Genomic DNA, 19,984 nt, shown 5'->3' with positions numbered 1-19,984 from the left:
AAAAGAGAAGACGTAGCTAAAAGAAAATATGTAGCTAAAAAAGACGGATCACGCAACATGACAGAACATATCGCAGCACAACCAGCTTCACCTGAACAACAAAACCAGACCCCACCGGTTAAGCGCCCAAAATCGTTTTGGCGCAAACTGCTATGTGGTCTAAGTGCGGTCATTTTCTTATCAATTTTAGCGTTCTTCATCACACTCAGCACCAGTGCGGGTCAACGCTGGCTGATTGAATTCGTAGATAAAGCCTTACCTCAGCTCTCGATTGCACAAGTAAATGGTGGCTTACAAGAAGGCCTTGTCCTGAATCAAGTGCGTTTTGATGCAGAAGGGGTACAAACACAATTAGAACAAGTTCGTTTACAACTGGATTTAAGCTGTCTATGGCGCTTACATATTTGTGTTAAAGAGATCGCTTTACACCAACCGCATATTCAAGTGAATACCGCGCTGCTGCCTCCAAAAGCAAAAGAGAAACCAACCAGTGCACCAATGCAACGTATCCATTTGCCTATTTCTGTTGATGTCGACAACATGGTAGTAGAGCAATTACGTCTTGTGATTGATGATAATGCCGTGGACTTAGCCCACTTCCAAACAGCAGCCAGTTTAAATAATGAGTCAGGCTTAACCATTGCACCAACGACAATTCAAGCATTATTAGTCAAGGTTGTCCCACCAACGGCAGCTGTGAAAGAACCGTCTCAGACAGAAAAAGCCCCGATTGATTGGGTTCAAATAGAAAAACAGTTGAGTGCGCCTTTATTAGCAAAATTGGAAAATATCGTTTTGCCTTTTGATATGCATATTCAACACATTCAAGGACAGCACTGGCAATATCAACAAGTCAACGACCAACACACGCAAGTGATTGATATCCCCGTGTTTCAGTTACAAGCAAACGCCACTGGCGCGCAGATTGAACTCAGCCAGTTCAATGTAGAAAGTAACTTAGCAAATTTACACGGTAGCGGACACTTGCAACTTGACGCAGATTTTCCCCTGCATGTTGCACTACATGCTGAAATGCATGCTTTAAACGAAGGCGAAGCAATTTTATTGCCCGCCAGTCAAGTAGATGTCACCTTGTCTGGAAATTTGAAAAAACAGACCGCACTTACGTTACAAAGCCGTGGAGCATTAAATGCAAATTTGAACGGACAATTTGCGCTGTCTCAAGAAAAGACCCCCTTCCAGATCAAGTTAAGTAGCCAAGACTTCCGTTATCCGTTTCAGCCAGTACAACCGGCTCTTGTTCATATTCCTCAGTTGAATTTACAAGTGAGCGGTAATTTACTGGACTATCAATTACAGCTAAACACCGAAGCAGAAGGCGCGAATATTCCCAAAACAGCACTCCAATTTGACGCAAAAGGGGAATTATTATCACTTGATATTACTCAACTCCATCTTGATACCCTAAAAGGCAGCGCTGATCTACAAGGGAAAATTGGTTGGCAAAATGGGGTGCAATGGTATAGCAATTTACAGCTTGATAAATTAAATCTGAGTGACTATTTGGCAGGTTTGCCTACCATATTATCAGGGCAATTGTTCTCGACAGGATTAATTAATCAACAGCAATGGCTGTTTGATATCCCACATTTAGACTTAGAAGGTACGCTATCACAACGTCCATTAGCGCTCAAAGGCAGTTTGAGTGTGGGGTCAGAAACATGGCTTCATCAATTATTGTTAAAAGTGCCTGATTTAGTGTTAACTTACGGAGAAAATAAGATTGTCGCCACCGGTTTTCTTGGTGAAAAATCAGATCTCAAACTCGATATTAACGCCCCTGACCTACGTGGTTTAATGCCAAACTTAAGCGCGAATTTACAAGGTCATCTCCAGCTAAATGGACAACTTGTGCAGCCTACTGTCGCCCTAGACTTAGTCGGTAATCAGATCAAACTTAATGACTTGAATATCAATAAAGTTACCTTGAAAGGTCATGTGGATATGGCGAAACAAACCGCCGGTGAACTGGCATTACAGGTAAATAAATTCCAATCTGGCGATGTAAAACTGGATACGTTAGATTTAACCTTACATGGTAATGAAGCGCAGCATAATCTGACCTTAGTTTCTCAAGGTGAGCCCGTTGCACCTAAACTCAGTTTGGAAGGGCAATTTGATCGTGCGACACAACGTTGGCAAGGTGCATTAAAACAAGTGTCGATTGCCTCAGTTATTGGACATTGGCATACCGATAAAAACGTTGTTTTAGCCTATGATAATCCGACGATGCAAACTGAGATTTCTGCACATTGTTGGCAAAATAACGATGTGGAACTTTGCTTTCCACAGGCATTTCGTGTCGGCAAAAGTGGCGAAGTACCATTTAAAATAACGAAATTTGATTTAGCGTTAGTCAATGATCTCCTCGAACAAGATCTGCTACAAGGACAATTACAAAGTGAAGGAAAAGTTGCTTGGTTTAGTGACAAACCGCTCCAGCTGAATGTCCAAGTCAAAGGGGATAATTTAAGCTTCACACAAAAAATAGACTACCGTACTTTTGGCTTAGATATCCCTAAACTCACATTAAACGCGGATCTACAGAATAACCATTTCGTGCTCAACAGTAATCTCTTACTGCAAGACCAAGGCAATATCAGTGCGAATCTCGAGGTCAAAGATCTAGCACAAGCACGCCAATTGGGCGGAAGCTTGATAATTCATAAACTGAATTTAGATATTTTCAATCAGTTGTTATCCAATAATGAGGTCATCACGGGGGATATTGTTGCTAACTTGAAATTTGCGGGTACCCTCAATGCCCCCAACTTAAACGGTCAGTTCAAGCTTTCTCGCTTAAATGCCAAAATGAAATCATTACCCTTTGACATTGAAGGCGGGGAGCTGGCGTTAAACTTTGCAGGTAACCGTTCAACATTAAATGGTCATATAAAAACACCAGACAGCCGCTTAAATTTAGAGGGTGATGCCAGTTGGCAGAACTTAGATAATTGGACATCTCGCTTACATGCCAAAGCTGACCAATTTAAAGTTGATATTCCTGCGATGGCGAAACTTAAAATCAGTCCTAATGTGGAAATCACCGCCAGTCCAAAACGCTTGCAGTTAACGGGCAATATTGATATCCCATGGGCAAGAATTGAAATTGAAAGCTTACCGGAAAGTGCGGTCTCCGTCAGTCCTGATGAAGTCATCTTAGACAATCAGACAACACAAAAAATCACCGCCAAGCTGCCAAGCAAAACCAAATCCGGAATGGAGATTCTGTCCGACTTAAAAATTAATATTGGACAAGATGTCTATCTGAACGCGTATGGATTGAAAACCAACCTCAATGGGTTACTCAGTGTACGTCAAGAAAAAGGCAATCTGGGTCTCTTTGGGCAAATTCATTTAACCAATGGTCGCTATGCTTCCTTTGGGCAAGATCTGTTGATCCGCAAAGGCATGATCAGCTTTTCTGGTCAACCTTCACAACCCATGCTAAACATTGAAGCAATTCGTAATCCTGAATCCATGGATACCGCTGGGGTCGTCGCTGGAATTAAAGTCCTTGGGCTCGCCGAACGTCCTGAGATCAAGGTCTTCTCCGAACCCGGTATGTCACAAGATCAAGCTTTATCTTATGTGCTGACAGGGCGTTCATTAGAAAACAGCGGCGAAGCTGGCTCTGGTGGGTCTATTGGTGCTGCTTTACTTGGACTCGGGCTCGCGAAAAGTGGTAAAGCCGTTGGCGGAATTGGACAAGCCTTTGGTATTCAAGATCTAAACTTAGGTACCCAAGGCGTCGGCGATAGCTCGAAAGTGGTGGTCAGTGGCAATATCACACCACGTTTACAAGTCAAATATGGTGTGGGTCTGTTTGATGGACTGGCGGAGTTTACGGTACGTTATCGCTTAATCCCTAAATTATATTTACAATCTGTTTCCGGTGTCACCCAAGCGGTGGATTTGCTATATCAATTTGAATTTTAAGGAAGAATATGAAGAGTGAAAATGTCATGGAAAAAGGCACCGCACTTTCCATTCCCTCGCGTCTCGAAGCGAGGGAAATTGCTGCCATTGATTTGGGTTCAAATAGCTTTCATATGATTGTCGCACGTATTATGAATGGCTCTATTCAGATTCTTTCTCGTTTAAAGCAAAAAGTCCAGCTCGCAGAGGGCTTAGATGAAAACAATGTTCTCAACCAAGCGGCAATTACTCGTGGCGTAAATTGTTTAGCCTTGTTTGCGGAGCGCTTACAGGGGTTCGCACCAGAAAATGTCAATGTTGTTGGCACCTATACTTTACGTCGTGCAGTGAACAATGACGAGTTTTTACGCCAAGCCAAAGCTGTTTTCCCTTATCCAATCAATATCATTACAGGGAAAACCGAAGCGCAAACTATTTATGCCGGTGTGTCACACACCCAACCTGAAACTGGAAAAAAATTTGTCATTGATATTGGTGGTGGCTCGACTGAAATGATTATTGGGGAAAATTTCACCCCTATTTTAGCTGAAAGTCGACATATGGGGTGTGTCAGCTTTGCGAAACAATTTTTCCCTCAAGGTGAAATAAGTCAGTTACATTTTGAAAATGCTCGTCAAGCCGCATTAATGAAAATTGAAGACTTAGCCTATGAATATCGGCATTTGGGCTGGGATGTGGTGTTAGGCTCCTCTGGTACAATTAAAACTGTACATCAAGTCATCATGGCAAATATTGATCCAAACGGTCTTATCACCCCTGAACGTCTACAACAATTAATCAAACAAACATTACAGCATACCCATTTTGAAGATCTGAAATTATCCGGCTTGATTGAAGAACGTGCTGATGTCTTTGTGCCTGGATTGGCTATTTTGAGTGCTGTATTTGAAACATTTGGTATTCAACAAATGCGTTATTCTGATGGGGCGTTACGCGAAGGAGTCATGTATAGCCTCGAAAAGACCTTTCAAGTGAGCAATATTCGTGAGCGGACGGCGTTAGGTTTAGCAGAACAATTTACCATAGACCAAGCCCAAGCAGAACGTGTCCATCAAAGTGTTAAACTGCTTAGCCAACAATATCGCCATTGGAAAAAACCGCAACTGGCAGCAGAGATGATCGAAATCGTCCTGTGGGCAGCACGTTTACATGAAGTCGGCATTGTGATTAACCATAAAGGGATGCAAAAACACTCCGCCTATATTTTACAAAATATAGAATTACCGGGTTTCGATAAAGAACAACAACGCTTATTAGCCACCTTAGTGCGTTATCAAATTAACCTGTTTAAACTGTCTGAATTAAGTAAATTTGCACGGTATGATGAGCAAGATGTGTTAGCCTTAGTACGTTTATTACGCTTAGCCATTATCTTAAACAAATCCCGTCAAGCTACAGAGAAAACCGAGCAAATCACCTTGACGTTCAACCGTGCTTTAACCCATTGGACACTCAAGTTTGCACAAGGCTATTTGACGCATACACCGCTGATCTGTAACGAGCTAAAAGCCGAAAAACGCGTGCTTAATGAAATGGGATTAGATATCACGTTTAACTAAACAAACCGCCCACCAACAGGTGGGCAGCAAGTACATAAATACTGTTCGTAAGTGCGGCTACTTTTTCGTTTGTTTAGTAGGGCGTTGCCAACCTTGAATATGACGTTGAGGAACACGTGAAATCACTAACTCATCACAAGCCACATCTTTGGTTACCGTAGTCCCCGCCCCAATGGTTGCACCCGTTTCGATGGTAACCGGTGCCACGAGTTGTACATCAGACCCTACAAACACATTATCACCAATAATGGTCTTAAATTTATTTGCGCCATCATAGTTACAAGTGATCACGCCGGCACCAATATTACATTGCATCCCTACTTCGGCATCTCCCACATAACTTAAATGGTTTACTTTCGAGCCCGTCCCAATATGCGCTTTCTTAATTTCAACGAAATTACCAATATGTGTGTTGTCGGCTAATGCAGCCCCCGGACGCAAACGAGAGAAGGGTCCAATTTGCGCAGCTTGTCCAACAATCGCCTCTTCCAACACAGAATAAGGTTTAATTTCTACATCATCACCAATCTGGCAATTTTTTAACACACAACCAGCTCCAATTTTAACTCGGTGACCTAAGCTGACTTTGCCCTCGATAATCACGTTCACATCAATTTCCACGTCTTTCCCATGGCTTAGTTCCCCGCGTAAATCAAAACGCTCAGGATCCGCTAATGCCACTCCAGCCAATAATAAATTGTCTGCTTGTTTGCGCTGATAATAACGCTCTAAACGCGCTAATTGCTGACGGTTATTCACGCCCTCTACTTCCATAAAGTTACTGGCTTGTACCGCCACTACTTGGCAACCGTCTTGATTCGCTAAGGCGATCACATCCGTAATATAATATTCTCCCTGTGCATTGTTGTTGGTTAACTGTGATAACCATTTTTTCAAACTTTTACCGTCTGCTACTAACAAGCCTGTGTTAATTTCTTGGATTTTTAATTGCTCTGCATTGGCATCTTTTTGTTCCACAATCGCCACCACATTGCCATTTTCACGCACAATACGCCCATAACCAGTTGGGTCATCTAATACGACGGTCAATAATGCAATACCATGTTCAGGTTTTGCCGCAATTAATGTTTGTAAAGTTTCTGCAGTAATTAATGGTCCATCACCATAAAGCATCAAAATATTTTCATCATCTGCAAAAAACGGGGCTGCTTGCTGCATAGCATGCCCCGTACCTAATTGCTCGGCTTGTAAGACCCAATTCACAGGTTCATCTTGCAAGCGAGTTTGCATCACTTCCCCACCATGTCCATACACTAAATGGATATTTTTTGCATGAATGGATTTCACCGTATCGATCACATGTTTTACCATCGGTTTTCCGGCAATTTTATGTAGCACTTTTGGTAAATCAGAATACATCCGCGTCCCTTTACCGGCCGCTAAAATCACGATACTTAATGCTTTCTCTTTCATAATCTTCTCTTGTTTGATGAATAAAAAAATAACTGCTCAAAATTATAATCTAACTTTACAATAAAAATAAACGCACATCACCCAAAACAAGCCAGCTAAAGCAAGTAAATTGAAACAGCAAATAAAGCGGTGTATAGTGAGGACTCAATGCTAACCATATTCATGTGATGTTAAGAGGTAAATATGCAGACATTTTCAAAACTTGGCTTTTTGTGCTTGTTATCTTTTGGTCTAATCGCCTGTGACCAGATAACCCAATTCACAACCACATCCAACAGCACAAATCAAACGAAAGCCCCCGCGGTAGCCTTGGATCCTAAAGCAGAATTCCATCTTTTTATTGATTTTCAAAACGCCAATAATGCCAAAATCGCCGCCCTCAATCATGAGATCGCCAATGTGACACAATCTGGCGATATCGCCAGCTTAGCACCTCTCGTGAACAAATTTTCAACGGAAATTAAGGCGATTGTAAAAGATCTCGATACACTCCCTATTTACAGTGCTGAAATTCTTAAACTCAAAGAGAAAGCCAAGGTTTTACTGGTTACGTCCGCTGAACTGATCAGTGATAATGTAAAATTACATCATAATCCTTCGCCAGAAGGTTCAATGGCGTTATTACAGAAAAGAGATATCTTACTTAAAATAAGTAATGAATTTTCGCAAATGAATGACGAATTAATGCAAAAATATGGTCCACCACCACAACCTTAATCTTGATAGCAAGCAGAAAAACAAAACCGCACATTAAAAACATGTGCGGTTTTTGCATGAATATCGTGCGGTTCAAATACGACTCAACGTTGCTACTCAGCGTAGCTGGGCATTTTCATTCATCAGCTTACCCAGTTAAATAAATATCAAAACGATGATTCTTCGTTTCTCGACTAAAGTGCGGTGATTGTTGCGCAAGAAATGGCGCGTAGTCAGGACGTTTCACCACCACACGTTTGTTTGCCAACGCTAAGGCGGGTTCGAGTAAGTTATCGGCATCCAGATCTGCCCCAACTAAATGCTGAAACACACGCATTTCTTTTTTGACTAAAGCACTTTTGGGTTTATGTGGATACATTGGATCAAGATAGACAACATCAACACAATCCAATGCAGGATTTAATTGCGCAATGTGACTCACAGGTAATAATTGCATATTTTGTTGCAACATTTCGCCAATCTCACTGTCAGCATAAGCGCGCTGTAAGCCATCTTGTAGCAATAAACGTACCACCGGATGACGCTCCACTAAACGCACTCGGCAACCGATCGATGCCAATACAAACGCATCTCGTCCAAGTCCCGCTGTCGCATCAATCACTGTCGGCAAATAGCCTGACTTAATGCCTACCGCTTTTGCCACAGCCTCCCCTCGTCCGCCACCAAATTTACGCCGATGTGCCATCGCGCCCGCTACAAAATCTACAAACACCGCGCCCAGTTTTGCTTCATCTAATTTACGTAACTCTAAACGGACTTGTCCCTGCTCATCATAGGTTTGTACCAGTGCCAAATAACTTTCCGGATCGTGCACTAAACCATATTGTGTACAAAGTGCGGTGAATTTTTCAGGATTTTCCGTTTCGCAAATCAGTTGAATATTCATAGCTTATTTCCGAATTAACCACACACCGGCTTCCATATGTTCGGTATAGGGGAATTGATCGAACAAGGCAGCTTTTTCAATACGGTGTGTTTGACAAAGATGTTGTAAATTATCGCACAAAGTATGTGGATTACATGAAATATACAAAATACGATCATAATTCTGTACTAATTTCACCGTTTCCTCATCTAAACCAGCACGAGGCGGATCCACAAAAATGGTATTACATTCATAGGCGTTTAAATCAATGCCCTTTAAGCGATGAAATTCACGCACGCCATTCATCGCTTGCGTGAATTCTTCTGCGGACATCCGAATAATTTGCAAATTCTTAATGCTATTTTCGGCAATATTAAATTGGGCGGCTGCCACCGAGGGTTTGGCAATTTCTGTCGCCAAAACCTTGCGGAAATTTTGTGCAAGCGCAATAGAAAAATTACCGTTGCCACAATAAAGCTCAAGCAAATCACCTTCACTGTTTTGGGTACAGTCCACCGCCCACTCAAGCATTTTCTGATTCACGATCGCATTGGGTTGAGTAAAGCTGTTTTCCACTTGACGATACACGTAAGATTTTCCATGCACCGTTAACACTTCATCGACAAATTCCTGATCCAAACAGATTTTTTGTTTGCTAGCACGCCCAATCAGTTGTAAGTCAAAGCCTTGTTGTAACAAACTTGCTTTTAATTGTTTTGCTACCTGTTCCCATTGTTCATCAAGGGTTTTGTGATATAGCAAACTGACAATGATCTTATTGCTTAAAGTGCTTAAATAATCAATTTGGAACAGTTTATGATGTAGTACCCTGTTTGTTTTTAACAACGGTAAGAGCGTATCCATCATCTGATTAATAAGCTGACTTGCCATCGGAAAACAATCGACACGATAACGTTGACGAGTCCGTTGATCGAACATGATATGGTAAAAATCCCCTTTGTCATGCCAAATACGAAACTCTGCACGCATACGATAATGCTGTACAGGTGAAGGAAAAACCGCCAATGCGGGAGCATGAAAAGGCGCTAAAAGTGCGGTCAGTTTTTTCTGTTTTTCCGCCAATAAGCTGTCATATTGTTCAATAGGAAGCAACGCTTGCATAAGATGAGTTCTATAATGATGTCTGTATGAAATGAAGATAAAAGGCTCAGTTTCATTGTCCAAGCCTTTTATAAGATGACGCGAGATTATTCTGCTGAGAAATCGTCTAAATTATCGGTACCAACTACACCTGATAACGTATAAACACGTTTAGTCGTCGAGATACGCGCACGATACTTAGACCATGTTTTCTCAAAAAAGGTTTCTGCTGGACGCTCACCACGGCAGAATGCAACAAAGTTTTTTTCTTCTTTTGTCACAGGTTCACGTTCGCCTGATTCTAATGCTTTAAAGGCTTGTCCATATTGTTCAAGGACTTGTGATTCCTTGATTGTATAATCGCCATGACGTGAGAAGCCTCTCGGGTAATTTTTATCATCAAAAAAACGACGTGTAACACTAAAACTTTCTGCCATAATATCCTCTACAATAAGCTATTCGTTCAAAAAACGAAGCATTAAACCAATTTTTTGTTATTTTTGCAATAAACCTTTTACTGTTTCGACATAATCAGCAACAAACGCTTCATGACTGTCGTTTTTCAGTCCTTCAGGATTAACACGATAACGCCCGTTTACGTAAAAATCTGGCACACCACGCACTTTCATGTGTTCAGCCGCTGTCACTTGCTTATTGGTTAACGCTGTGACGGCAAAACTGTTAATTCCGCCATCAAATTGTTCTGCACTGAGACCATTAGCCAAAAAGATTTGACGAATATCATCCATACTACGTAATTTATTTTGCTGTGCCGCGAAAAATAAAGGTTCTTTTACTTTATCTTGTACACCGGTCGCCATAGCCAATGCCCATGCACGAGTAAGATTTTTCCCCATTTCGCCGCCTAAAAAGTTGACATGATATTGTTTCAAGCTCACACCTTCTGGCAACTGCTGTTTCACTTTATTTGGGATTTGGTATTCGTATTCAAACGAATAACAATGTGGACAATAAAAAGAGAAAAACTCGATGACTTCTGCTTGTTGTACAGGCGCCTGATTTAACGTTACATACTGCTTACCCTCGGTTAAATTTGTCGCTTGTACAGAAACAGCAAAAAGGAATGACGTCACCGCTAAAACTAATTTTTTCATTGCAAATCCTTATTTAATAATGCCACGCGCTTTCAGCAACGCAGTCTTAAAATCATCTTCGTAATCTTTCTTGATACCCGGGATCGGCGCATTTTTATCCGTCCCATCCATTTTTAGCTGATAAATGATCACTTCATCGGTTAATTCAGCTAAAGGTTTCTCGAACCCTGCCTCATCGGCAATTTTCTGCAAAATTTGTAATAAATGCAAATCCGGGTCTTTAGACCAATAAGGCTGTAAAAGTTCCAAAACCTCGTTCAAACGATGACATTTCATAAAGTTTTCCTTATGATTGAAAAAATTTGCAAGAATCATACTGTAATTAGAGAAAGAAGAAAACATGACAATCACATTTAGTGCGGTAATTTTAGCAGGGGGACAAGCGCGTCGCATGGGCGGCGTGGATAAAGGTTTACAACTTTTTAGAAATCAACCGCTCTTTGAACATATTTACCAGCGTTTACAGCCACAAATTGCTGATGTTGCGATTAATGCTAACCGTAACCAACAGCGATATGCGCAAAGTGGATTGCCGGTTTTTTCTGATGACTTAGCCGGCTTTCAAGGACCGCTAAGTGGGATCTTAACTGCCTTACAGCGTGCCCAAAGCAACTTTGTGTTATTTGTGCCTTGTGATTGTCCTTTTTTCCCTATGGATCTGTTTGCCAAACTCAAACACGCTGTCATTTCGCAACACGCGCAACTTGCCTACGCCCATGACGGCGAACGAGAACATCCCACTTTTTGTTTAGTTTCCACCTCACTCGCACCGGCTTTAGCACAATATCTCGCGACAGGTGAGCGACGCATGTTAACATTTATGCAGCAACAGCACGCCATAGCGGTCGATTTCTCAGCGACGCCAGATGCCTTTAAAAATATCAACAACTTAGTCGATCTGCAGACGTAAACCTCATCCCCATACTTTATCTGCTAAAAGATGTGCAAGAGATTGGCTAATATAGACTTTCACAGTATAATCAACGATCAATGCACTGGACTGAACAAGGAACTCATTATGTTAAAGTCACTCTCTCTTATCAGCTTAATCACGCTACTTAGCGCGTGTTCAATGTCTTCTTATGTGCCTTTTATGAATGATAAAAAAGCGGTGATTGATTTAGATAAAACACAAATTGATCAAAAATCTTATGCAACAGCCTATGAAGCGACGCTTGCTACCTATAAAGGACGAGTGAATCAAGATTATGATGTGCACTCATTTAGTAGCGGTGCAAATGATTGGTATTTAAATCGTATTTTATTGCCGATTGACAAAATCAAAGAGAACCTCTATCAAGGTGGGCATGACTCGAATATTCACGCTTACTATAGTGGTGTCGTGTTTGCCTCCGCTTTACAAAGCAACTTTAACAAGCTTAACCCAAATTGTTGGTCATATTTAGATGCGCCTAGTGTCACACAAGGCATATATGATGCAATGAAAGATCTCCAAAAAGGCAAACAAAGGGCTGAAGATGACCCTTATATTGTCCAAGGTTCTGAACAATTATTAAAACGTTGTGCCCAATAAAGTGAAAAACTGTTGATGTGAAAATCAGCAGTTTTTTTCGCTTTTGGCAATAAAGAGAAAGATGACATTTTCTCGACATATGCATGATCTATAATGAAGAAGTACAGGAGTCGCCGTGTTTGAACTCACCGAAAACGACATTCACTTATCCTCTCAAGCCGTCAATAAAGATCAAGCCATTGAAATGGTTGCTCAAGCACTTATACAATCAGGCTATGTAGAAGAAGGCTACTTAGCTGGCATGCTTGAACGTGAAGCGCAAATTACTACCTATTTGGGCAATGGTATTGCGATTCCACATGGTTCTGTGACCACCCGCGCTTTAGTCAAAAAAACAGGCGTGAAAATTTTTCAGTTTCCACAAGGCGTCGCTTGGGATAAAGATAATATCGCCTACCTTGTGATTGGGCTTGCCGCTGATTCAGATGGACATCTAGCTCTCCTGCGTCAATTAGCTCGTCTGCTTCACGATAAAGAAACGGTCAAACACTTAATCACAACACAGGATGTGTCCGAATTTTATGCGCGCTTAATGGGGAAAAGTGCGACTAACCAACCTGATTTAATTAGCTTAGATCTCGATACAACTAGCCTATTAACTTTGACGGCACGTAATGCCGAAAAATTACAACAGTACCAAGCCGTCAATAACGAATTTGTTCGTGAAGTACTTGCTAGCCCTGCGTTGCCTTTAGGGCAAGGGATTTGGTTGACGGATGCTACGCTCGGCAATCAAAAAAATGCTTGTGCTTTTAGTCGTGCTAAAAACCCATTCTTACATAATGGTAAAAGCGTCCATGCCGTACTCACCATTGCAGCAATTGATGATAACATTCATCCCGTCCTAACCCGTTTATTAGCACCAGAAGTTCAACAACAATTACTCACCGGCTCAAAAGAAACAATTGCCTCCTTATTAAATCTTGAGCACAAGCACGTAAACCAAACGGAAGGGACTGCGGGTTTAAATGAACAGATTGAACCTATTGAAGCGATTTTTACACTGCGTAATCTACATGGGTTACACGCTCGTCCTGCCGCAATCTTAGTCAGTCATCTCAAAAAATATAATGCGTCTATCGCCGTGCAAAATTTAACAACCAACAGTCAACTGATCAGCGCAAAAAGTTTGCTGAAAGTTATCGCACTGGGTGCACAACAAGGACATCGTTTACGCTTTGTTGCCACTGGTGCAGAAGCACAGCAAGCCATACAATGTGTAGGTGAGCTTATTGACAACCATTTAGGTGAGACAGCATGACAAAAGTACTGACCATTACACTAAATTCTGCCTACGACTTAGTAGGGCATCTCCCTCACCTAACACGAGGTGCGGTAAACCAAGTGGATTCTTTAGGACTTTACCCTGCCGGCAAAGGGATTAATGTTGGCAAAGTTCTGCATGACTTAGGGGTAGACGTGGCATTAACTGGCTTTCTCGGGCAAGAAAATCAAACGGGATTTCAACAATTGTTTTCGCGTTTGGGGCTCACTGATCATTTTCATCGTATTACCGGAGCAACACGCATCAACGTGAAACTGACAGAATCAGATGGCGTCGTCACTGACCTCAATTTTCAAGGCTATCATGTGAGTAAGACAGATTGGCAAACGTTTGTGGACTTTTCATTGCAACAATGCCAAACATTTGATGTGATTGCAGTTTGTGGCAGCCTTCCTCGAGGAATCAGCGTAGATGACTTTACAGCTTGGCTCAGCCAACTTAATAAAAATAACATCAAGCTCATATTAGACACCAGTCAACAAGCTTTCGCATCAGGCATACAAGCCAAACCTTGGCTCGTCAAACCTAATCGCGATGAGCTTGCAAGCTGGCATGGTTCGCCATTAGCGACACAGCAAGACATCATCCGCGCGGCAACACAATTACAACGACAAGGTATCCCTCATGTCGTCGTTTCAATGGGGGAAGAAGGGGCAATTTGGCTAAATGAAAATACAGTGTTACACGCCCAACCCCCACAAGACACGCCTATCGTCAGTACCGTAGGCGCGGGAGATACCATGGTGGCGGGTCTAATTTATGGTATGCTTAATGCATATTCTGCTGAAAAAACATTGGCTTTTGCGACCGCACTTTCGAGCTTAGCAGTTTCACAAAGTAATGTAGGCATCACTGACTTGACGTTACTCAACCCAATTTTAGAAAAAATAAAAATCACATTCATTTAAGGATAATTTCATGAACATTTTTCTCACACAAAAAGAAGACATTGGCAATGCAAAAGTATTCTTATTGCATCAAGTTATCACAGCAGCCGCCCATCAACAAGGTCACCAAATCACCGAATTAGATGAGGCAGATCTGGTGATTGTATTCGGTGAAGCAATACACAACCCTCAATTTGTAGGTAAAAAATGCGTTATTGTCGATGCAGAAGAGGCGTTCAATGCTCCCGAAAATACTTTAACTAAGGCTTTCGCAGAGGCAACTCCCTATGTTTTAAACGAGCATGCCGAAAGTGTAACTCCCTCTTTCTCTACGCCTTATAACGTGAATCGCTTGATTGCGATTACGGCTTGTCCAACAGGCGTCACACAAACTTTTATGGCTGCCGAAGCCATTATGAACTATGCGAAACAACAAGGTTGGGATGTTAAGGTCGAAACCCGTGGACAGATTGGCGTGAAAGATATTCTAACCGAAGCAGATATTGCAGAGGCTGATCTTGTTCTTGTGGCAACGGATGTGGAAACCGATCTGTCAAAATTTGAAGGAAAGATGTTATACCGTACATCAACACGCGCAGTCCTCAACAATACAGAAAGCACTTTCCAACAAGCATTAACACAGGCGACAGTTTATCATGCGCCGAAAGAGGATGATGTCGGCATTATCACCCCACCACCACGTGACTACCACAATGATTTTGCGACCTGTGATGCCACTAAAAAGATTGTCGCAGTTACTGCTTGTCCAACAGGGGTAACACAAACCTTTATGTCTGCAGAAGCAATCATGTTGTATGCGAAAACACAAGGTTGGTGTGTCAAAGTCGAAACACACGGACAAATGGGGGCAGATAACCTGATTACAGCTGAAGAAGTCGCAGCCGCTGACTTAGTCTTTGCCGCCACGGATATAGAGATTGATTTATCGAAGTTTGAAGGTAAACCGCTTTATCGTACTTCAACGCATGCAACTTTAAAAAACATTGCGCAAGAGTTTGATAAAGCATTCATGCAAGCGACTCCTTATACGCATACGAAGCAAGAAGCGTCTAAAAATGCTTGTTGTTCAACAAGCACAACCAGCGAATGTTGTCAGTTAAAATGTGGTGTAGCACGTTGGTTACCGCTCATTTTACTTGCCGCACTCATCATTGCGCTCGTAGCTTATTTTAAATAAAACCTAGCCCGAATTGGCAATAAATATTCATAAGAAAAAAGCCCGACACATGCCGGGCTTTCTTTTTGATGAGGCATCCTTTAATTTTGACAATCTGCTTGTAATAACAAAATCAACAACACGACGACCTGTTGATAAAACGTGGTGCATGTTTTTACTCGCTGTACTTTGTCATTGAACGGTAATAACCAAGGTAACAGTGCATTTTGGATCAGTTGCTGGTAGGTTTTCATGTCATCTACTTCAGCAAGCTGACGTAGTAATTCTAAATAGACACACAAATGATCGCTAGGCTCAGGCTTATCCCGATTCAGTTGTAACTGAAAACGCACGAGCAATGCCTCCAAAAAAGTAAAATGGCAAGTCAGCTGTGCCTCGGGTAAATACGCAGAGGCATAAGGTAACGCACTACTGCTACCATCTAACAGAAATAACTGCGTGTAATCCGCTGCTAATTCCAAATGTGCCAATTCAACTGTTTTTAACTGCTGTAATTGCTGTTGAATACCTTCTACTTGTGCTTGAAAGCCTTGCTCCGTGAGAAACGCAAAGAAATCATCAAATAGACCTTGTTGATATTGCGCTAATTGGCTAGCGGAAAGCTCATGACCAAGCATATTGCTCAGCCAGGTATAGACAAATTGGCGTTCTTCACGGGAAAACGGCATCATAGGGCGACCTCATGTGGACCATGGAAACCCGTTACCGCAGGTGCTTGTCCCACAAATTTCTCAATATTGACCAAACAAGTATTGGCAGATACCGCTTGCGCCAAACTTGAACTGCCAATATCTAAGCTCATGGTATTCGGATCACCATAGGTATCAATAGAACCGACTTTTTCGTCTAAAGGTGAATACCATGCACCTTCTTGTAAACGTAGTACACCTTGTGGGAAATTATCTGACACATGCGCACCAACAATCGCTTGTCCCCGATCGTTATACACCCGCACTAAATCACCATGAACAATGCCTAAACGTTTGGCATCTTCTGGATTGATAAACAAAGGCTCACGATCTTGAATGGCATAGGTCTCACGCAATGCTTTCGATTCACATAACTGGGAATGCAAGCGCTTATCAGGATGTGCCGATTGTAACCAGAACGGATATTTGTCTGATTTTGGTCCACCGTGCGAACGCTCAGCTTTTTCAAACCACATTGGATGACCTTTACAATCTGCATACCCATAACTGGCAATTTTGTTACTGAAAATTTCAATAAAGCCGGACGGTGTACCCAACGCATGTAATTCAGGATCGTCACGGAAATCTGCATGACGTACCCAAGGCTCCCCTTCTGGGAATAATACATAACCCTTTTGCCAAAATTCAGCAAATGGTGGCATGTCAAACTTGCCTTGGTTTTCTTGCCGACAGGCTTCATACAGGTGTTTGACCCATTCCATTTCGTCCATATTGCGACAATATTCTTTTTCTTTACCAAAACGACGGCAAAGATCTTTGAAAATCTCAAAGTCAGAACGCGAGTCATACAACGGATCTACCAGTTTTTGCATGGCGATCACGCCACGGTTACTGTACGAACCATAAGCATCAATATCGTTGCGCTCAAATGGGGTACAGGCGGGTAAGACAATATCCGAGAAGCGACAAGTGGCTGTCCAGCTGTAGTTGATCGACACAATGGTTTCTAACCGTTGGAAAGCCCGTTTCATCTTGTTACGTTCAGAATGGCGGTGCCAGTGGTTACAACCTGTAAAGATCGCCATTTTATATGGGGCGTAAGTGATTTTTTGACCATTGTGGTGAATGGTCTCGCCTGGTTGCAATAGCGAATCCGTTATTCTAGCGCAAGGGATTACGGCACTGTAGCCGTTGTAATTTTTGTTATCGTATTTCGGTTTTTGCCCTTCATCTAAGTTTAATGGGAAGGCGCCTGGCATGGCGGCACCCGAGCTTGGAATACCAATCGAGCTATAATGGTGCGCATAGCTAATGCCACCACCCGCTAAACCAATTTGCCCGAGCATGGCAGCAAGCACCGCGCCCATCCAATAGGGTTGTTCGCCATGTTGTTGACGTTGGATTGCCCAACCAAAAATCAACTGGGTACGTTTACCCGCTAGCATTCTAGCAAATTGACGAATGTCTTCTGCTTGAATAGCGCAAATTTTTGCTGCCCACTCAGCATCTTTAACCACTTTATCTTCACTTTCACCCAGTAAATATGGCAAGAATTTTTCAAAACCTACGGTGTACATCTCGATGAATTTTTTATCGTACAAATTCTCGACATAAAGGGTGTGGGCAAGCGCCAACATAAAGGCAACATCTGTTTGCGGGTTGATGTATTGGAAGTCGCAACCTAAATAATTTTGGGTTTTGCTTTTCACGGGATCAACGCAAATCACATTCACGTCTTTTGCTGCTACTTTTGCTTTTAATTGTTCTAAATATTTATAGGCTTCGTGAGTTTCACAGTTCCAACCCACTTGTAAGTTTTTCACCGGATCACTTGCCCAGAAGATAATATTTTCACTTTCTTTTAAAATAATTTCCCAAGAAGTACCTTGTGAATACACCTCTGTTGATCCTAAGACATAAGGCAAAATCACCTGTCCTGCCCCAGTGGAATAATCCCCACTGGTACTGACACTGTTGCCGTGCATCCCCACAGCACGGATCATATGGTTACCGCAACTATGGAATTGCCCGGTAGATCGCCACCCTACGTTACCGGTGTGTAATGCCCATGGACCGTAATTTTGCTGGATACGTTCTAATTCTTCATAAAATAAATCTAATGCTTCATCCCAAGTCACACGCACAAAGCGGTTATCACCCCGTTGTGCCGTATTGCTGTTATGACGTTTTTTTAACCAATCCAAACGCACCATTGGGTAACGAATACGTGCTTCGCTATAAATTAAGTCTTTGATCCCCTTGATCATTTCCGTTGGGTATTGATCATATTCAAAGGGTTTAACATCAACTACTTTGCCATTTTGCACTTTGGCACGAATCGCCCCCCAGTGTGAACCTGTGATTTTCCATTCACTGACGTTTTCTGCAGACTGTGCAAACGCGTTTTGAGCAATAAGGAAATTAGGCATCGCAAATGTCGCCGCCATGGCAGACATATTTTTCAAAAATTGACGACGTGATTGTTTCATGGTGTTCTCTCCTACTTGCTGTCAGAATGGGCTTCAAAGTCAGATGAATGCAGTTGTAAATAGCGTAAAACTTCTTTACTCGTTTGTTTATCCATGTTGGTGAAACCCACCATACCATTGAATAAACCGATCCATGTATTCGAGTCAAAGTGCGCCACTTCTGGCTGTCTATGACAGGTACTACATTGGGTTTTGTACATGCTTTCCGCCGCTGCCCATACTGGCTTCACGTCCTCAATTAACTGTGATTTAGCAATCCACACTTGCATGCTGACTTGTTGCCACGTTAAACCTGTTAAAGGATCTTCTTGTTTCGCTAACACCGTAAAGTGCGGTGCATTTTGCATAAATTCTTTGCTTAATACGGCATCTGTAATATTTTTGCCAAATTGGTGATACCAAATTCGACCAAAACCTTTGTCTTTACGCCACATGGTCATTTCCACTAAATCCGCGCCTTGACCTGCTTTAACAAAACGTACTGGTACCGCCGTTTCCAGTTGACCAATTTGCGCTTGCATAGCTTCATCTTTAAACAGCGCGATATTGGCTTTACTGTAATACGTTTTATCCGCCTGTGGTGCTTTTGCCACAAATTGATCAAATTTCGAAGTACTGCCTTCACTCACTTGTGTTTTTGGTAAATGGTGTGCTACGCCTTTATGGCAATCCATACAGCTTTGATCTTTCGCTGCGGCAGGAATCATGGCTTTTCTCGCTGCCTCAGACATTTTGTCGAAGTTCATGCGCTCATAGCTATGACAGGCTTTACATTCTTTCGAACCATTCGCTGCAAAACGAGCCCATTCTCGTTCTGCCATTTCTTGGCGGTGCTTTTCAAAGGCGCCTTCTTCCTCATATTTGCCGGTGAATTCCGCAAATACCTCACGCACCGCTTGGACTTTGCGGGCATATTTGGCGGTTTTATCATGCGGCAAGTGGCAGCTTGAGCAAGTGGCAGTGACACCAGAACGATTTGACCAATGTGCCGTTTGCTTTAATTCTTCTAATGGTTGCTGCATAGAATGACAACCAATACAAAATTCTTCAGTACTGGTGTGATCCATTAAATCATTAAATTTTTGCCAGCTAATCGCACCTGCAATAAAGCCAATACTCACTAAAATACCCAAACCTATTTTGGCAGAAGGCTTGGTAAAAAATCGCTTAATTAACATAAAAAATTTCAT

17 protein-coding genes are annotated in these 19,984 nt (G+C 42.1%); 8 read left to right on the top strand and 9 right to left on the bottom strand.

Going from position 1 to position 19,984, the window contains the following annotated elements:
• Positions 1-57 precede the first annotated feature (57 nt).
• Positions 58-3,960 carry a translocation/assembly module TamB domain-containing protein gene (locus KPF51_RS00085; RefSeq protein ID WP_005724805.1) on the top strand — a complete coding sequence of 1,301 codons (3,903 nt, stop codon included), beginning with the start codon at positions 58-60 and terminating at the stop codon, positions 3,958-3,960.
• A gap of 8 nt (positions 3,961-3,968) precedes the next feature.
• Positions 3,969-5,519, top strand: coding sequence for an exopolyphosphatase (ppx, locus tag KPF51_RS00080; protein WP_005755413.1), 1,551 nt, complete (start codon positions 3,969-3,971; stop codon positions 5,517-5,519).
• A 57-nt stretch (positions 5,520-5,576) separates the two neighbouring features.
• On the opposite strand, the gene glmU is transcribed toward ppx, so the two are convergent.
• On the bottom strand, positions 5,577-6,953 hold the full coding sequence (gene glmU / locus KPF51_RS00075; protein WP_005755410.1) for a bifunctional UDP-N-acetylglucosamine diphosphorylase/glucosamine-1-phosphate N-acetyltransferase GlmU: 1,377 nt from the start codon (positions 6,951-6,953) through the stop codon (positions 5,577-5,579).
• Positions 6,954-7,136: 183 nt separating this feature from the next.
• Between glmU and KPF51_RS00070 the strand changes: the two genes are divergently transcribed.
• The gene (locus tag KPF51_RS00070; protein ID WP_010907348.1) at positions 7,137-7,670 is read left to right on the top strand and encodes a hypothetical protein; all 534 of its coding nucleotides are present in this window, start codon (positions 7,137-7,139) and stop codon (positions 7,668-7,670) included.
• A 127-nt stretch (positions 7,671-7,797) separates the two neighbouring features.
• On the opposite strand, the gene KPF51_RS00065 is transcribed toward KPF51_RS00070, so the two are convergent.
• The 5 genes from KPF51_RS00065 to KPF51_RS00045 all read right to left on the bottom strand — a co-directional run bounded on the left by KPF51_RS00065 (position 7,798) and on the right by KPF51_RS00045 (position 11,027).
• Complete coding sequence (locus KPF51_RS00065; protein ID WP_010907347.1) at positions 7,798-8,556, bottom strand: class I SAM-dependent methyltransferase; 759 nt, start codon at positions 8,554-8,556, stop codon at positions 7,798-7,800.
• Between the two features lie 3 nt (positions 8,557-8,559).
• Positions 8,560-9,657: a tRNA (uridine(54)-C5)-methyltransferase TrmA gene (gene trmA, locus KPF51_RS00060; protein WP_061406278.1), complete on the bottom strand. Its 1,098-nt coding sequence runs from the start codon at positions 9,655-9,657 to the stop codon at positions 8,560-8,562.
• Positions 9,658-9,743: 86 nt separating this feature from the next.
• Complete coding sequence (locus tag KPF51_RS00055; RefSeq protein ID WP_005719007.1) at positions 9,744-10,073, bottom strand: DUF413 domain-containing protein; 330 nt, start codon at positions 10,071-10,073, stop codon at positions 9,744-9,746.
• Between the two features lie 57 nt (positions 10,074-10,130).
• A complete protein-coding gene (locus KPF51_RS00050; protein WP_005752287.1) occupies positions 10,131-10,751 on the bottom strand; it encodes a DsbA family protein in 621 nt (206 codons plus the stop codon).
• Positions 10,752-10,760: 9 nt separating this feature from the next.
• Entirely contained in the window at positions 10,761-11,027 is a 267-nt protein-coding gene (locus KPF51_RS00045; RefSeq protein WP_005719002.1) for a YihD family protein, read from the bottom strand.
• A 64-nt stretch (positions 11,028-11,091) separates the two neighbouring features.
• Here KPF51_RS00045 and mobA point away from each other — a divergent pair, with 64 nt between their 5' ends.
• The 5 genes from mobA (at position 11,092) to KPF51_RS00020 (ending at position 15,655) form a co-directional block, all read left to right on the top strand.
• On the top strand, positions 11,092-11,661 hold the full coding sequence (gene mobA / locus KPF51_RS00040; RefSeq protein ID WP_010907345.1) for a molybdenum cofactor guanylyltransferase MobA: 570 nt from the start codon (positions 11,092-11,094) through the stop codon (positions 11,659-11,661).
• Positions 11,662-11,769: 108 nt separating this feature from the next.
• Positions 11,770-12,285, top strand: a complete 516-nt coding sequence (locus KPF51_RS00035; protein WP_005752285.1) for a hypothetical protein — start codon at positions 11,770-11,772, stop codon at positions 12,283-12,285.
• Positions 12,286-12,400: 115 nt separating this feature from the next.
• Complete coding sequence (gene fruB / locus KPF51_RS00030; protein ID WP_061406280.1) at positions 12,401-13,546, top strand: fused PTS fructose transporter subunit IIA/HPr protein; 1,146 nt, start codon at positions 12,401-12,403, stop codon at positions 13,544-13,546.
• Positions 13,543-14,478: a 1-phosphofructokinase gene (fruK, locus tag KPF51_RS00025; RefSeq protein WP_061406281.1), complete on the top strand. Its 936-nt coding sequence runs from the start codon at positions 13,543-13,545 to the stop codon at positions 14,476-14,478. The genes fruB and fruK overlap by 4 nt, the downstream gene beginning before the upstream one ends.
• Positions 14,479-14,488: 10 nt before the next feature.
• Positions 14,489-15,655, top strand: coding sequence for a PTS fructose-like transporter subunit IIB (locus tag KPF51_RS00020; RefSeq protein ID WP_014326443.1), 1,167 nt, complete (start codon positions 14,489-14,491; stop codon positions 15,653-15,655).
• An 80-nt stretch (positions 15,656-15,735) separates the two neighbouring features.
• On the opposite strand, the gene torD is transcribed toward KPF51_RS00020, so the two are convergent.
• The 3 genes from torD to torC are packed head-to-tail and all read right to left on the bottom strand — an operon-like array spanning position 15,736 to position 19,984.
• A complete protein-coding gene (torD, locus tag KPF51_RS00015; protein ID WP_174823086.1) occupies positions 15,736-16,326 on the bottom strand; it encodes a molecular chaperone TorD in 591 nt (196 codons plus the stop codon).
• Positions 16,323-18,794 carry a trimethylamine-N-oxide reductase TorA gene (gene torA / locus KPF51_RS00010; RefSeq protein ID WP_064661124.1) on the bottom strand — a complete coding sequence of 824 codons (2,472 nt, stop codon included), beginning with the start codon at positions 18,792-18,794 and terminating at the stop codon, positions 16,323-16,325. The genes torD and torA overlap by 4 nt, the downstream gene beginning before the upstream one ends.
• Before the next feature lie 11 nt (positions 18,795-18,805).
• A complete protein-coding gene (gene torC, locus KPF51_RS00005; RefSeq protein WP_005757988.1) occupies positions 18,806-19,984 on the bottom strand; it encodes a pentaheme c-type cytochrome TorC in 1,179 nt (392 codons plus the stop codon).

The organism is Pasteurella sp. XG20 (assembly GCF_018968665.1).
GTDB classification, from domain to species: Bacteria; Pseudomonadota; Gammaproteobacteria; order Enterobacterales; family Pasteurellaceae; genus Pasteurella; species Pasteurella multocida.
Note: the sequence above shows the minus strand (reverse complement) of the source record. Positions and strands in the feature narration are given on the sequence as shown.

Coding starts and splice junctions, on each gene's coding strand:
- KPF51_RS00085 (WP_005724805.1), top strand. CDS start 58: ATGACAGAACATATCGCAGCACAACCAGCTTCACCTGAACAACAAAAC.
- mobA (WP_010907345.1), top strand. CDS start 11,092: ATGACAATCACATTTAGTGCGGTAATTTTAGCAGGGGGACAAGCGCGT.
- KPF51_RS00045 (WP_005719002.1), bottom strand. CDS start 11,027: ATGAAATGTCATCGTTTGAACGAGGTTTTGGAACTTTTACAGCCTTAT.
- KPF51_RS00020 (WP_014326443.1), top strand. CDS start 14,489: ATGAACATTTTTCTCACACAAAAAGAAGACATTGGCAATGCAAAAGTA.
- torD (WP_174823086.1), bottom strand. CDS start 16,326: ATGATGCCGTTTTCCCGTGAAGAACGCCAATTTGTCTATACCTGGCTG.
- ppx (WP_005755413.1), top strand. CDS start 3,969: ATGAAGAGTGAAAATGTCATGGAAAAAGGCACCGCACTTTCCATTCCC.
- torA (WP_064661124.1), bottom strand. CDS start 18,794: ATGAAACAATCACGTCGTCAATTTTTGAAAAATATGTCTGCCATGGCG.
- trmA (WP_061406278.1), bottom strand. CDS start 9,657: ATGCAAGCGTTGCTTCCTATTGAACAATATGACAGCTTATTGGCGGAA.
- KPF51_RS00065 (WP_010907347.1), bottom strand. CDS start 8,556: ATGAATATTCAACTGATTTGCGAAACGGAAAATCCTGAAAAATTCACC.
- torC (WP_005757988.1), bottom strand. CDS start 19,984: ATGAAATTTTTTATGTTAATTAAGCGATTTTTTACCAAGCCTTCTGCC.
- fruK (WP_061406281.1), top strand. CDS start 13,543: ATGACAAAAGTACTGACCATTACACTAAATTCTGCCTACGACTTAGTA.
- KPF51_RS00050 (WP_005752287.1), bottom strand. CDS start 10,751: ATGAAAAAATTAGTTTTAGCGGTGACGTCATTCCTTTTTGCTGTTTCT.
- KPF51_RS00070 (WP_010907348.1), top strand. CDS start 7,137: ATGCAGACATTTTCAAAACTTGGCTTTTTGTGCTTGTTATCTTTTGGT.
- KPF51_RS00035 (WP_005752285.1), top strand. CDS start 11,770: ATGTTAAAGTCACTCTCTCTTATCAGCTTAATCACGCTACTTAGCGCG.
- glmU (WP_005755410.1), bottom strand. CDS start 6,953: ATGAAAGAGAAAGCATTAAGTATCGTGATTTTAGCGGCCGGTAAAGGG.
- KPF51_RS00055 (WP_005719007.1), bottom strand. CDS start 10,073: ATGGCAGAAAGTTTTAGTGTTACACGTCGTTTTTTTGATGATAAAAAT.